At 61.8% G+C, this 14,207-nt stretch carries 15 protein-coding genes; 13 read left to right on the top strand and 2 right to left on the bottom strand.

Features of this window, described 5'->3' with window-relative positions; translation table 11 throughout:
* Window position 1: 1 nt before the first annotated feature.
* The 13 genes from PSH90_RS23220 to PSH90_RS23160 all read left to right on the top strand — a co-directional run bounded on the left by PSH90_RS23220 (window position 2) and on the right by PSH90_RS23160 (window position 12,545).
* Window positions 2-1,273: a glutamate-5-semialdehyde dehydrogenase gene (locus tag PSH90_RS23220; protein ID WP_305381595.1), complete on the top strand. Its 1,272-nt coding sequence runs from the start codon at window positions 2-4 to the stop codon at window positions 1,271-1,273.
* On the top strand, window positions 1,242-1,964 hold the full coding sequence (gene nadD, locus PSH90_RS23215) for a nicotinate-nucleotide adenylyltransferase (protein WP_370695109.1): 723 nt from the start codon (window positions 1,242-1,244) through the stop codon (window positions 1,962-1,964). The genes PSH90_RS23220 and nadD overlap by 32 nt, the downstream gene beginning before the upstream one ends.
* A gap of 72 nt (window positions 1,965-2,036) precedes the next feature.
* The gene (rsfS, locus tag PSH90_RS23210; RefSeq protein ID WP_016773024.1) at window positions 2,037-2,531 is read left to right on the top strand and encodes a ribosome silencing factor; all 495 of its coding nucleotides are present in this window, start codon (window positions 2,037-2,039) and stop codon (window positions 2,529-2,531) included.
* A 9-nt stretch (window positions 2,532-2,540) separates the two neighbouring features.
* The gene (gene rlmH, locus PSH90_RS23205; protein ID WP_011063671.1) at window positions 2,541-3,008 is read left to right on the top strand and encodes a 23S rRNA (pseudouridine(1915)-N(3))-methyltransferase RlmH; all 468 of its coding nucleotides are present in this window, start codon (window positions 2,541-2,543) and stop codon (window positions 3,006-3,008) included.
* Between the two features lie 10 nt (window positions 3,009-3,018).
* Window positions 3,019-4,914, top strand: coding sequence for a penicillin-binding protein 2 (gene mrdA / locus PSH90_RS23200; protein WP_041477721.1), 1,896 nt, complete (start codon window positions 3,019-3,021; stop codon window positions 4,912-4,914).
* A gap of 31 nt (window positions 4,915-4,945) precedes the next feature.
* On the top strand, window positions 4,946-6,049 hold the full coding sequence (rodA, locus tag PSH90_RS23195; protein WP_050977864.1) for a rod shape-determining protein RodA: 1,104 nt from the start codon (window positions 4,946-4,948) through the stop codon (window positions 6,047-6,049).
* A gap of 17 nt (window positions 6,050-6,066) precedes the next feature.
* On the top strand, window positions 6,067-7,077 hold the full coding sequence (gene mltB, locus PSH90_RS23190) for a lytic murein transglycosylase B (protein WP_041477722.1): 1,011 nt from the start codon (window positions 6,067-6,069) through the stop codon (window positions 7,075-7,077).
* On the top strand, window positions 7,077-8,087 hold the full coding sequence (locus PSH90_RS23185) for a septal ring lytic transglycosylase RlpA family protein (RefSeq protein ID WP_016773027.1): 1,011 nt from the start codon (window positions 7,077-7,079) through the stop codon (window positions 8,085-8,087). Before mltB ends, PSH90_RS23185 begins: the two co-directional genes overlap by 1 nt.
* Before the next feature lie 187 nt (window positions 8,088-8,274).
* Window positions 8,275-9,432, top strand: coding sequence for a D-alanyl-D-alanine carboxypeptidase family protein (locus PSH90_RS23180; RefSeq protein WP_016773028.1), 1,158 nt, complete (start codon window positions 8,275-8,277; stop codon window positions 9,430-9,432).
* Window positions 9,433-9,518: 86 nt separating this feature from the next.
* Window positions 9,519-9,794, top strand: coding sequence for a DUF493 domain-containing protein (locus PSH90_RS23175; RefSeq protein ID WP_024014446.1), 276 nt, complete (start codon window positions 9,519-9,521; stop codon window positions 9,792-9,794).
* The gene (gene lipB / locus PSH90_RS23170) at window positions 9,794-10,441 is read left to right on the top strand and encodes a lipoyl(octanoyl) transferase LipB (RefSeq protein WP_095181901.1); all 648 of its coding nucleotides are present in this window, start codon (window positions 9,794-9,796) and stop codon (window positions 10,439-10,441) included. The genes PSH90_RS23175 and lipB overlap by 1 nt, the downstream gene beginning before the upstream one ends.
* A gap of 25 nt (window positions 10,442-10,466) precedes the next feature.
* Window positions 10,467-11,465 (top strand): lipoyl synthase, encoded by a 999-nt coding sequence (gene lipA / locus PSH90_RS23165; protein ID WP_160768663.1) that lies wholly within the window; start codon window positions 10,467-10,469, stop codon window positions 11,463-11,465.
* Window positions 11,466-11,597: 132 nt separating this feature from the next.
* The gene (locus PSH90_RS23160; RefSeq protein WP_256810269.1) at window positions 11,598-12,545 is read left to right on the top strand and encodes an LD-carboxypeptidase; all 948 of its coding nucleotides are present in this window, start codon (window positions 11,598-11,600) and stop codon (window positions 12,543-12,545) included.
* 96 nt (window positions 12,546-12,641) lie between these two features.
* Here the strand turns inward: PSH90_RS23160 and PSH90_RS23155 are convergent, their stop codons facing one another.
* Entirely contained in the window at window positions 12,642-13,964 is a 1,323-nt protein-coding gene (locus PSH90_RS23155; protein WP_095181899.1) for a lytic murein transglycosylase, read from the bottom strand.
* 61 nt (window positions 13,965-14,025) lie between these two features.
* Window positions 14,026-14,190, bottom strand: coding sequence for an alternative ribosome rescue factor ArfA (gene arfA / locus PSH90_RS23150; protein ID WP_095181898.1), 165 nt, complete (start codon window positions 14,188-14,190; stop codon window positions 14,026-14,028).
* Between the last annotated feature and the right edge of the window lie 17 nt (window positions 14,191-14,207).

Raw genomic sequence — 14,207 nt, 5'->3', positions numbered from 1 at the left:
CATGACTGAGTCCGTTCTTGACTACATGACCCGATTGGGTCGCGCCGCCCGCGCTGCCTCCAAGGTCATCGGTCGCGCCAGCACCGCGCAGAAAAACCGCGCCTTGCAGGCTGCCGCCAATGCTCTGGACGCTGCGCGCGCCGAGCTGGCCGCCGCCAATGAGCTGGATCTGGCTGCCGGTCGCGCCAACGGTCTGGAGCCGGCGCTGCTGGAGCGTCTGGAACTGACCCCGGCACGCATCGACGGCATGATCGTCGGCTTGCGCCAGGTCGCTGCACTGGCGGATCCGGTCGGCGCGATCCGCGACATGAGCTTCCGTCCGTCGGGTATTCAGGTCGGCAAGATGCGCGTACCGCTGGGCGTGATCGGGATCATTTACGAATCCCGCCCGAACGTGACCATCGATGCCGCCAGTCTGTGCCTGAAGTCCGGCAACGCGACCATCCTGCGCGGTGGCTCCGAGGCCATTCATTCCAATCGCGCGATTGCCGCGTGCATTCAGCGCGGTCTGGCCGAGGCCGAACTGCCCGCCGCCGTGGTGCAAGTGGTGGAAACCACCGACCGTGCCGCCGTCGGCGCGCTGATCAGCATGCCGGAATACGTCGACGTCATCGTGCCCCGTGGCGGTCGTGGCCTGATCGAACGCATCAGCCGCGATGCCCGCGTGCCGGTGATCAAGCACCTGGACGGCATCTGCCACGTTTATGTCAGCGAACACGCCGATCTGGCCAAAGCCCAAAGCATTGCCTTCAACGCCAAGACCTACCGTTATGGCATCTGCGGCGCGATGGAAACCCTGCTGGTCGATCAGGCCGTTGCCAGGGATTTCCTGCCTTCGATGGCTACGCAGTTCCGCGACAAAGGCGTCGAGCTGCGCGGTTGCGAGCGCAGCCGGGCGATCATCGAAGCGGTCGCGGCCAGTGAAGACGACTGGCACACCGAGTACCTGGCGCCGATTCTGTCGATCCGCGTGGTCGACGGTCTGGAGCAGGCGATCGAACACATCAACCATTACGGCTCCCATCACACCGACTCGATCGTCAGCGAAAACCTCGCTGACACCCGCCGGTTCGTGGCGGAAGTCGACTCGGCCTCGGTGATGATCAACACGCCGACCTGCTTTGCCGATGGATTTGAATACGGATTGGGTGCCGAGATAGGCATTTCTACTGATAAGCTGCACGCCCGCGGCCCGGTCGGGCTTGAGGGGCTGACCTGCGAGAAGTACATCGTGGTCGGCGATGGCCAGTTGCGCGGCCAGGCGACGGTCTGACTTGACCGACCTCGACCTGACAGCGCCGCACACCGGCAGCGAGTCGCGCCCGCAACGCATTGGCGTGCTGGGCGGTACGTTCGACCCGGTGCATATCGGCCATTTGCGTGGCGCGCTGGAAGTTGTCGAAGCGCTGGCGCTGGATGAGTTGCGCCTGATGCCGAACGCGCGGCCGCCACATCGCGGTACGCCGCAGGTGTCGGCGCAGGACCGGCTGGCGATGGTCGAGTGCGCGGTGGCCGGATTGCCGCCGCTGGTGGTGGACGCCCGCGAATTGCAGCGGGACAAACCGTCCTGGACCATCGATACCCTGGAGTCGCTGCGCGCAGAGATGCCCGCCGATACCCAGGTTTTTCTGCTTTTGGGCTGGGACGCATTTTGCGGCCTGCCCACTTGGCACCGCTGGGAAGAGTTGCTCCAGCATTGCCACATCCTGGTGCTACAGCGCCCGGACGCCGACAGCGAACCGCCGGATGCCTTGCGCAACCTGCTGGCAGCGCGTTCGGTGAGCGACCCGCTGGCCCTGAAAGGGCCGAGCGGACAGATTGCATTCGTCTGGCAGACACCGCTCGCGGTTTCCGCCACCCAGATCCGTCAACTGCTGGCCAGCGGTAAGTCGGTACGTTTCCTGGTGCCCGACGCGGTCCTGGCCTACATCGATGCGCACGGTCTGTACCGTGCGTCGAACTGAACAAGGCGTGCTTCACCGATACGGATCACCGTATCCCCAAGCCGCCGAATACATGAGCAAAACGAGTTTCATATGACTGATAAAGATCTACCGAAAGTAAAGCGCAAAGGCACGTTCAAGAGCGCACCACTGCCGGAAGCCGTCAACACCAACGAGCCGCTCAAGGGCGACGAACTGGTCAAGATTGCCGTCGCCGCGCTGGAAGACGTCAAGGCCCAGGACATCCAGATCATCGATGTGCGCGACAAGCAGAGCATCACGGACTACATGATCATCGCCACCGGTACCTCCAATCGCCAGATCAACGCGATGCTGGACAAGGTCCGTGAGGAAGTGAAAAAGCAGGGCGCCAAGCCGCTGGGCGAAGAAGGCAAGGGCGACAGCGACTGGGTACTGCTCGACCTCGATCTGGTGATCGTGCACATGATGACTGCCTCGGCGCGTCAGTTCTACGACCTGGAGCGCCTGTGGGCCGGTGCCGAGCAAAGCCGTGCGGCCGATGCCAAGCACCACAGCCCGGAAAACACCCACGAGCATTTCACCAAGCTCAACAAAGACCAGTTCTAAGGGATTGCTGTGCGACTGCGCCTGATCGCCGTCGGTTCACGCATGCCCAAGTGGGTGGAAGAAGGCTGGCATGAATATGCCAAGCGTCTTCCGTCCGAGCTGGCGCTGGAACTGGTGGAAATTCCGCTCAACACCCGTGGCAAGAATGCCGACGTGGCCCGTTTCATCCGCCAGGAAGGCGAAGCCATGCTGGCCAAGGTCGGGCACAACGAGCGGATCGTCACGCTGGAGGTTCACGGCAAGCCGTGGAGCACCGAGCAACTGGCGGTCGAACTCGATCGCTGGCGCCTGGATTCGCGCACGGTCAACTTCATGGTCGGCGGTCCGGAAGGGCTGGCACCGGAAGTCTGTGCCCGCGCTGACCAGCGCTGGTCGTTGTCGCCGCTGACCTTGCCGCACCCGCTGGTGCGGATCCTGATCGGCGAACAGTTGTACCGTGCCTGGACCGTGTTGTCCGGCCACCCTTACCACAAGTAAGCCTGCCCTCATGTCTCAGCCGATCCGCATCAAGGACCACGAAAAGGACGCCCGTCTGGTGCGCAGCCGTGTCGTGTTCGGTGCGATCGTGATCGTGGCGCTGATCTGTGTGCTGATCGCGCGTCTGTATTACCTGCAGGTGATCCAGTACGAGTACCACTCGACCCTGTCGGAAAACAACCGCGTCCACGTGCAGCCGATTCCGCCGACGCGCGGGCTGATTTTCGACCGTAACGGCGTAGTTGTGGCCGACAACCGGCCGAGCTTCAGCCTGAGCATGACCCGCGAGCGCTCCGGCGACTGGCAACAGGTGCTCGACGTCATCGTCGAGGTGCTGGAGCTGACGCCCGAGGACCGGGTGATCTTCGAGAAACGCATGCGTCAGGGCCGTCGGCCGTTCGAGCCGGTGCCGATCCTGTTCGAGCTGACCGAAGAGCAGATCGCCCGCATTGCGGTGAACCAGTTCCGCCTGCCCGGGGTGGAAGTGGTCGCGCAACTGGTCCGGCATTACCCGCAGGGCGCGCATTTTGCCCACTCGGTGGGCTACATGGGGCGGATCAACGAGAAAGAACTGAAGTCGCTGGATCCGGTCAACTACAGCGGCACCCACCACATCGGCAAGACCGGCATCGAGCGTTTCTACGAGCCGGAATTGCACGGTCAGGTCGGTTACGAGGAAGTCGAGACCAACGCCCGTGGCCGCGTATTGCGCGTGCTCAAACGCACCGATCCGATTCCCGGCAAGGACATCGTCCTGAGCCTCGACATCAAGTTGCAGGAAGCCGCCGAGGCCGCGCTGGGCGGGCGCCGTGGCGCGGTGGTGGCGCTCGATCCGAAAACCGGCGAAGTGCTGGCGATGGTCAGTCAGCCGAGTTTCGACCCCAACCTGTTCGTCACCGGTATCAGCTTCAAGGCCTACGCCGAGTTGCGCGATTCCATCGACCGGCCGTTGTTCAACCGCGTGCTGCGCGGTCTGTACCCGCCGGGCTCGACGATCAAACCGGCGGTGGCAATTGCCGGTCTCGACGCTGGCGTAGTCACGGCTTCGAGCCGGGTGTTCGACCCGGGCTATTACATGCTGCCCAACTACGACCACAAGTATCGCAACTGGAATCGCACTGGTGACGGCTTCGTCGACCTCGACACGGCGATCATGCGTTCCAACGACACCTACTTCTATGACCTGGCGCACAAGCTCGGCATTGATCGGCTGTCGACCTACATGAACAAGTTCGGCATCGGCCAGAAGGTCTCGCTGGACATGTTCGAAGAGTCCCCGGGCCTGATGCCGTCCCGCGAATGGAAACGGGCGACGCGCAAACAGGCGTGGTTCCCCGGCGAAACCCTGATTCTCGGGATCGGCCAGGGCTACATGCAGTCGACGCCGCTGCAACTGGCCCAGGCCACGGCGCTGGTGGCCAACAAGGGCATCTGGAACCGTCCGCATCTGGCCAAGTCCCTCGACGGGGTTAAGCCGGTGGATGAAAACCCGATGCCGAACATCATCCTGCGCGACCCGTCCGACTGGAACAAGGTCAACCACGGCATGCAGCAGGTGATGCACGGTGCCCGTGGTACCGCGCGCAAAGCGGCGATCGGCGCGCAATACCGCATCGCCGGCAAGTCCGGTACCGCGCAGGTGGTGGCGATCAAGCAGGGCGAGAAATACGACCGCTCCAAGGTCCAGGAACGCCACCGCGACCACGCGTTGTTTGTCGGCTTCGCCCCGGCCGATGATCCGAAAATCGTCGTGTCGGTGATGGTCGAGAATGGTGAGTCCGGTTCCGGCGTTGCCGCGCCGGTGGTGCGCCAGGTCATGGACGCCTGGTTGCTCGACCAGGACGGCCACCTGAAAGCCGAGTACGCCAGCCCTATCACTGCGGAGGCCCCGGCCCGTGATGAATAACTTCGATCGCATGCTCTCCAGCGAGGATGTGATGCGTCGCCGCGCGACGTTGCTGCAAAGACTGCATATCGATGGCCCGCTGTTGATCCTGTTGCTGATCCTCGCCGCCGGCAGCCTGTTCGTGCTGTATTCGGCCAGCGGCAAGAGCTGGGACCTGCTCGGCAAGCAGGCCACGTCGTTCGGCATCGGCCTGGTGGCGATGATTGTCATCGCCCAGTTCGAGCCGCGTTTCATGGCGCGTTGGGTGCCGCTCGGTTACGTGATCGGCGTGATATTGCTGATCGTCGTCGACATCATGGGCCACAACGCCATGGGCGCCACGCGCTGGATCAACATCCCCGGGGTGATCCGCTTCCAGCCCTCGGAGTTCATGAAGATCCTGATGCCGGCGACCATCGCCTGGTATCTGTCCAAACGCACCTTGCCGCCGCAGCTCAAGCACGTCGGCATCAGCCTGATGCTGATCGGCGTGCCGTTCATTCTGATCGTGCGCCAGCCGGATCTCGGTACCTCGTTGCTGATTCTTGCCGGTGGCGCCTTCGTGCTGTTCATGGGCGGCCTGCGCTGGCGCTGGATTCTCAGCGTGCTGGCGGCTGCAGTGCCGGTGTCGGTGGCGATGTGGTTCTTCGTCATGCACGACTATCAGAAGCAGCGTGTCCTGACTTTCCTCGACCCGGAAAGCGATCCGCTGGGCACCGGCTGGAACATCATCCAGTCGAAAGCCGCGATCGGTTCCGGTGGCGTATTCGGCAAAGGCTGGCTGCTCGGCACCCAGTCACACCTGGACTTTCTCCCGGAAAGCCACACCGACTTCATCATTGCCGTGCTTGGCGAAGAGTTCGGTCTGGTGGGGATTTGCGCGCTGCTGCTGATCTATCTGTTGTTGATCGGTCGCGGGCTGGTGATCACCGCTCAGGCGCAAACGCTGTTCGGCAAATTGCTCGCCGGCGCGTTGACCATGACTTTTTTTGTTTACGTTTTCGTCAACATCGGTATGGTCAGTGGCCTGTTGCCGGTCGTGGGGGTGCCGTTGCCGTTCATTAGCTACGGAGGAACTTCGCTGGTGACGCTGCTGTCAGCGTTTGGGGTTTTGATGTCGATCCATACCCATCGCAAGTGGATCGCACAGGTTTGAATAAGGTGAAGAGTGCAATGCAAGTAATGCGTGGCTGGGCGACTCGATGCGCGCCGCTGGTTGGCCTGGTGGGCCTGCTGGGGAGCGTGCAGGAAGCGCTGGCCGGCGACTATGAAGGCTCGCCGCAGGTGGCCGAATTCGTCGGCGAAATGACCCGCGACTACGGTTTCGCCGGTGAACAACTGATGGGTGTGTTCCGCGAGGCGCAACGCAAGCAGTCGATTCTCGACGCCATCTCCAGACCCGCCGAACGGGTCAAGCAGTGGAACGAATATCGTCCGATGTTCATCACCGACGCGCGCATCGCCCGTGGTGTCGACTTCTGGCGTCAGCACGAGGCGACCCTGGCCCGTGCCGAGCAGGAATACGGCGTGCCGGCACAAGTGATCGTGTCGATCATCGGCGTCGAGACCTTTTTCGGACGTAATACCGGTAATTTCCGCGTGATCGATGCTTTATCGACCCTCGGCTTCGACTATCCTCCCCGTGCCGAATTTTTCCGCAAGGAACTGCGTGAGTTCCTGCTGCTGGCCCGCGAAGAGCAGGTCGACCCGCTGACCCTGAAAGGCTCGTACGCCGGGGCCATGGGCCTGCCGCAGTTCATGCCGAGCAGCTTTCGTGCCTACGCGGTGGATTTCGACGGTGACGGCCACATCAATATCTGGAACAACCCGGACGATGCCATTGGCAGCGTCGCCAGCTACTTCAAGCGTCACGGCTGGGTCGCCGGTGAGCCGGTGGTCAGCCGCGCCGATGTACGCGGCGAGCAGGTTGATGAAGGCCTGACCACTGGTATCGAACCGGTGAAAACGGTCGCAGAGTTGCGGGCGCTGGGCTGGTCAAGTCATGATGCGCTGCGCGATGATATGCCGGTTACCGCATTTCGCCTCGAAGGCGACAACGGCCCTGAATACTGGATGGGCCTGCAGAATTTCTACGCGATCACGCGTTATAACCGCAGCGTGATGTACGCCATGGCCGTACATCAACTGTCTGAACAGCTGGTACAAGCACGGGGCGTCAAGTAATGCAGGCATTGCCTAACAATAAACCCCTGAAGCTGGTGGCTTTCGCTGCGTTGGCAGTCCTGGTCGCCAGTTGCACGACCAGCCGCACGCCGACGCAGAAAACCCCGTCCACCGCTGTCCGCGCCCAACCGGGCCTGGACATCAACCGCGCGCACAAAGACGGCGCGCCGTGGTGGGATGTCGATGTTTCGCGCATCCCGGATGCGACACCGACCCTGCACACCGGCCCGTACAAGGCCAACCCGTACACCGTGCTGGGCAAGACCTACTTTCCATTGCAGGAATCCAAGACCTACGTGGCTTCGGGCACGGCGTCCTGGTACGGCACCAAGTTCCATGGCCAGAACACCGCCAACGGCGAAGTGTATGACCTGTACGGCATGAGTGCCGCGCACAAGACCTTGCCGCTGCCAAGTTACGTTCGGGTGACCAACCTGGACAACAACAAGACCGTGATCCTGCGCGTCAACGACCGTGGGCCGTTCTATTCCGATCGAATCATTGACTTGTCTTATGCTGCGGCGAAGAAGCTCGGCTATGCCGAAACCGGCACCGCACGGGTCAAGGTCGAAGGCATCGATCCGCAGCAGTGGTGGGCGGCCAAGGGCCGTCCGGCGCCGCTGATGCTCAATGAGCCGCAAGTGGCGCAGAATAGCGCCCCGGTCATCACCGCGTCGGCCGGTACCGTCGAGCAATGGACGCCGCCGCCGCAGCAACACGCCGCGGCCGTGGTGCCCGTGCAGATCGATGCAAAAAAAAACGCTTCTGCACCAGCGTCTGGCCAGTATCTGCAGGTGGGCGCGTTCGCCAACCCGGACGCTGCCGAGCTGCTGAGGTCGAAGCTCAGCGGGATGGTGAGCGCGCCGGTGTTCATCAGCTCGATCGTGCGCAATCAGCAGACCCTGCACCGGGTACGCCTGGGGCCGATCGGCTCGCCGGGTGAGATCGCCCAGGTGCAGAACAGTGTGCGGCTGGCCAATCTGGGTTCGCCCAGCGTGGTCACCGAGTAACACGTAGACCTTGATTGACGGTTCACTTGCGGTATTCGGGCGGTGAACCAGGTTGTTGGCTCGTCGAAGAACAAAAGCCCGGCAAGGGTGACTGGAGTGAGCAACTGAACACGCGATGGCCCGTTAGAAGGCTGTCTGAATAAGTTTTGCCTTCGGGCAAGTTTCCATTAGCGATTTCGAGAGACGGATGAACATCACCACCTTTGCCAAACGCCTGTGTCTGCTAGTCCCGCTGCTCCTCTCGCCAGCCGCCTTCGCGGCCGAGATGATGCCGTCGCCACCACAACTGGCCGCCAAGGCCTACGTTCTGATGGACGCCAGCAGCGGCAACGTGCTGGTCGAAAACAACGGCGACCAGCGTCTGCCACCGGCCAGCCTGACCAAGCTGATGACCGCGTACATCGCAACCCTGGAAATCCGTCGCGGTCAGATCGGTGAAAACGATCCGGTGACCGTCAGCGAAAACGCCTGGCGCACCGGCGGTTCGCGGATGTTCATCAAAGTCGGTTCGCAGGTGACTGTCAGCGACCTGCTGCACGGCATCATCATCCAGTCCGGTAACGACGCCAGCGTCGCCCTGGCCGAGCACATCGCCGGCAGCGAAGACGCGTTCGCCGATCTGATGAACAAGACCGTCACCGAACTGGGCATGACCAATACCCACTTCATGAACCCGACCGGTCTGCCAAACCCTGAGCACTACTCGTCGGCGCACGACATGGCGATCCTGGCCCGTGCGATCATCCACGAAGACCCGGCTCACTATGCGATCTACTCGCAGAAAGAGTTCTTCTGGAACGGCATCAAGCAGCCTAACCGCAACCTGCTGCTGTGGCGCGACAAGACCGTTGACGGTCTGAAAACCGGCCACACCGATGAAGCCGGCTACTGCATGGTGTCCTCGGCGGTACGTGATGGCCAGCGCCTGATCGCCGTGGTGTTCGGTACCAACAGCGAAGTGGCTCGCGCCGCTGAAACCCAGAAGTTGCTGACCTATGGTTTCCGCTTCTTCGAAACCCAGACCTTCTACCAGAAGGGCACTGAACTGGCGCAGGCGCCGGTATGGAAAGGCACCACCAGCCAGGTCAAGGCCGGTCTGGCGCAAGACCTGACCATGACTCTGCCAAAAGGCCAGCTGAAGAAACTCGCTGCCAGCATGACCATGAACCCGCAACTGGTTGCGCCAATCGCCAAGGGCGACGTGATCGGTAAAGTCGAAGTCAAACTGGAAGACAAGGTGGTGCACAGCGCTGACCTGATCGCTCTGGACGGCGTCGAGGAGGGTGGTATCTTCCGCCGCATGTGGGATAGCATCCGTCTATTCTTCTACGGCTTGTTCAACTGATTTTGTGTTGACCTGCATGGCCCCGCCCCGATCCGGTGCGGGGCCATGTGCGTTACCACGGCTTGCGCTATAGAGGCCGTTACGCCATGACCGATACCGAAGTAAAGGCGCCAAAGATCGAATTTCCCCAGACCGATTATCCGATCAAGGTGATCAGTGATACGGGTGTTGGCAACAAAGACAAGATCATCGCGATCGTCCTGAAACACGCGACCATCAATGATGAGCGCATCGACGAGCGTCAAAGCAGCAACGGCAAATACACCACCATCCAGTTGCACATCGTCGCCACCGACCAGGATCAGCTGTACAACATCAACAGCGAACTGCGGGCTTCCGGCATCGTGCACATGGTGTTGTGATGCACGGCACGCTGGGCTTTCGCGAGCTGGGCCAGATGCCTTACGAGCCGGTCTGGCATGCCATGCAGCGCTTTACCAACGAACGCGGCAGCGATGCCGCCGACGAAATCTGGCTCGTCGAACACCCGCCGGTGTTCACCCAGGGCCAGGCCGGCAAGGCCGAGCATCTGTTGCTGCCGGGAGATATTCCGGTGGTGCAGGTCGATCGTGGCGGCCAAGTGACTTATCATGGCCCCGGGCAACTGGTGGCCTATCTGTTACTGGATGTGCGCAAGCTGGGTTTCGGCGTGCGCGATCTGGTCAGCCGCATGGAAGCCTGCCTCATCGAACTGCTGGCCAGCTACGGCGTTAGCGCCGCCGCCAAGCCAGATGCTCCCGGCGTGTACGTCGATGGAGCGAAAATCGCTTCTCTGGGTTTGCGCATTCGCCACGGTTGTTCCTTTCATGGCCTGGCCCTGAACGTGGATATGAACCTGGAACCGTTTCGACGGATTAATCCCTGCGGCTACGCCGGGCTGGCCATGACCCAGCTGAGCGATCACGCAGGATCGATTGAATTTGCCGAGGTAAGTGCCCGGCTGCGCGCGCAGCTCGTCAAACACCTCGACTATGCTGAGCAGACGACCCTTACGGGCGGAATCGACTGATATGACTACTGATGCAGTGCAAACCATGATCCCGACGCTCGACGTGACCGAGCGCCCGGCCCCGCGTCCCAAGGTTGAAGCCGGCGTCAAGCTGCGCGGCGCCGAGAAGGTTGCACGCATCCCGGTCAAGATCATCCCGACTACCGAACTGCCGAAGAAACCCGACTGGATCCGCGTGCGCATCCCGGTTTCGCCGGAAGTCGACCGCATCAAGAGCCTGCTGCGCAAGCACAAGCTGCACAGTGTCTGCGAAGAAGCGTCCTGCCCGAACCTCGGCGAATGCTTCTCCGGCGGTACTGCGACCTTCATGATCATGGGCGACATCTGCACCCGTCGTTGCCCGTTCTGCGACGTTGGCCACGGTCGTCCGAAGCCACTGGACGTCAACGAGCCGGAAAGCCTGGCCATCGCCATCGCCGACCTCAAGCTCAAGTACGTGGTGATCACTTCGGTGGACCGCGACGACCTGCGTGATGGCGGTGCCCAGCACTTCGCCGACTGCATCCGCGAAATCCGCAAGCTGTCGCCGAACGTGCAGCTCGAGACCCTGGTCCCGGACTACCGTGGGCGCATGGACATCGCCTTGGAAATCACCGCCGCCGAGCCGCCGGATGTGTTCAACCACAACCTGGAAACCGTGCCGCGCCTGTACAAGGCTGCGCGTCCGGGTTCGGACTATCAGTGGTCGCTGACCCTGCTGCAACGCTTCAAGCAGATGATGCCGCATATCCCGACCAAATCGGGCCTGATGCTGGGTCTGGGCGAGACTGACGAGGAAGTCATCGAAGTCATGAAGCGCATGCGCGAACACGACATCGACATGCTGACCCTCGGTCAATACCTGCAACCGTCGCGCAGCCACTTGCCGGTGCAGCGTTTCGTGCACCCGGACACCTTCGCCTGGTTCGCCGAAGAAGGTTACAAGATGGGCTTCAAGAACGTTGCGTCTGGCCCGCTGGTACGTTCCTCGTACCACGCCGACGAGCAGGCGAAGCTGGTCAAGGCCGAGCTGCTGGGTTCCTGATTCACTGCTGATGTAAAAACGCCCGCCGAGGACGGTTCCTCGGCGGGCATTTTTTTGCCTGAGACAAGGGGCTTTTGTTTGCCTCTTGAGCTGTCTACTGTGTGTGCATGACTTTACCGCTGGAGCCCAAGGATGACCGTTCGACCGAGCCACACCCTCGTTGCCCACCGAGCCGTACCGGCGCTGCCCTCCGAAGGGACGATCGGCGTCATCGCGCCTGCCGGCCCCGGCGCCCTCGACACTGAAAAAGCGCTGCAATGGATGCGCGCGCGCGGCTATGGGCTGAAGGTGTTTCCCGGTGTCTATGAGAAGGACGGCTATCTGGCGGGCAGTGACGACGTACGCCTGCGCGATCTGCACGCGGCATTCGCTGACCCTGAAGTCGACGCGATCATTTGCCTGCGCGGCGGCTACGGCACGCCGCGCCTGCTGGACCGAATCGATTACGACCTGCTCAGCCGGCACGCCAAACCCTTTATCGGCTACAGCGATATCACCGCGCTGCACCTGGCCATCAGTCGCTACGCCGGGTTTGTGACCTTTCACGGGCCGCTGCTCAATGCCGACCTGCTGGGCGACAAGGAACCGCCTACCGTCACCTCATTCTTCGCCATGCTGCGCGGGCAAATGAAGTCAGGGAGTGTGCTCAGCCATCCGGCGGCTTATCCGTTATCAACCGTCGAACCGGGCATCGCTCACGGGCGGTTGCTTGGCGGCAATCTGGCGATGATTGCTGCAACCCTCGGCACGCCCTACGAGATTGATGTCGAAGGGGTGATTCTGTTTATCGAAGACATCAACGAGCCGCTGTATCGGATTGATCGGTTGCTGACCCAGATGCGTCTGGCCGGCAAGCTGGCCAGACTGCGCGGTGTGCTGGTCGGTGATATCGCCGGAGTGGAGGTCAACGCGCTGAATCGCCTGCTCAAGCAAACCTTTGAGCCGTTGCGGATTCCGGTGCTGTCGGGCTGGCGCAGTGGTCATTGCGACCCGAACCTGACGCTGCCGTTGGGCGCGCTGGTGCGCCTGGATGCAGGGAAGCAGGAGTTGCTGCTGGAGCAGGATGTGGTCATCCGATAATTCGGGAGGCAAAAGATCGCAGCCTTCGGCAGCTCCTACATGGGATTGATGATCGTCCTGTAGGAGCTGCCGAAGGCTGCGATCTTTTGATTTGCTCTATTGGTTGCGCAGGCTCTCAAGCAACTTGTGCGTCGGATAACCATCCGCCGGCCAGCCCAGCGCCTGCTGGGCACTGCGAATCGCTTTGCGCGTATTGGCGCCGATAATCCCGTCCGCCGTGCCAGCGTCGTAATTACGCGCGCTCAATAGCGTCTGCAGTTCGATGCGTTCGGTGCGGCTTAGCGGCAGATCATCTTTGGGCCAACTGCCATTGATCAGGCCCGCTCCTTCGAAACGCTCGGACAACAGGCTCACCGCCAGCGCATACGACGACGAATTGTTGTACTTGAGAATCGCCCGGAAGTTGTCGAGGATCAGGAACGCCGGGCCGCGATAACCGGCTGGCAGCAGCAGGGCAGCGGACAGTTGTTCGGAACCGGCTGGCACCTGCGCACCATTGGGCAGGTTTACACCCAGTTGCCGCCATTCGGCGACGCTTTTGCGAATCGCGCCATCGGCCAGGGTGTAGTTGAAGCCGCTCGGCAATTGCACTTCGAAACCCCACGGCTGGCCACGCTGCCAGCCCGAGCTTTGCAGGTAATGGGCGGTCGAGGCCAGCGCATCGGCCGGGCTGCCCCAGATGTCGCGGCGGCCGTCACCGTCAAAGTCCACGGCGTGGGTGTTGTAAGTGGTCGGAATGAACTGGGTCTGGCCCATCGCGCCGGCCCAGGAACCGAGCATCTTCTCCGGGGTGATATCGCCCTGTTGCAGAATCTGCAGGGCGGCGATCAGTTGCGCGTGAGCAAAGCCCGGACGACGCCCCTCGTAGGCGAGTGTGGCCAGCGAATTGATCACCGACTTGCTGCCCTGGAACTGGCCGAAATTGCTTTCCATGCCCCACACCGACACCAGCGCCTGGCGATCAACGCCATAACGCTGCTCGATGCTTTGCAGAATGTCGGCGTACTGATTGATCAGCGCCTGGCCCTTGCGGACGCGCAGTGGCGACAGCGCACCGTCGAGGTATTCCCACACCGGGCGGGAAAACTCCGGCTGACTGCGATCGGCGCGAATCACGCTGGCGTCGAAGCTGATATTGGCAAATGCCTGATCGAACAGCTCGGGGCGAATCCCGGCGGCGAGGGCGTCCTTGCGGAAACCCGCCTGCCATTCGGCAAAGGTCTGGGTCGGTTGAATATCGAGCGGGTCGGCGGACGGCACTACCGGCGGAATGATCGCTGGGGCCGTGGTGACCGGGGCGGCTTGAAGCGGTTGTGCATCGGCGGCGGTGGGTTTTTCCGCGCAGGCGACAAGCAGAATGAAGCTGGAGGCAGCGATCAATTGGCGCACGGGCCAACGACGGGAAAGACTTGTGGGCATGCACAGTTCCAGGGGAAACGAATCAGGTGCAGACCTTAACATGAGCGAGGGGTAGTGCGCTTCAGGCAGCCAGAAAGTAAAAAGCCTCCCGGTTGTCAGACCGGAAGGCTTCGCGGCGGTAGCTGCCTTTGCCCTTGGAAGGTCGTTCCTGGCGGCTGCGGAACAAGGGCTGGGCGACGATGGATTTGGCCTTGTTGGGGCCATGCTTTGCTGGCTTTTTGCTCATGAGGGTTATCTCGGTGT

It is taken from the genome of Pseudomonas sp. FP1762, from assembly GCF_030687105.1.
Taxonomy (GTDB): Bacteria; Pseudomonadota; Gammaproteobacteria; order Pseudomonadales; family Pseudomonadaceae; genus Aquipseudomonas; species Aquipseudomonas siliginis.
This window is presented reverse-complemented; position numbering and strand designations above follow the sequence as displayed.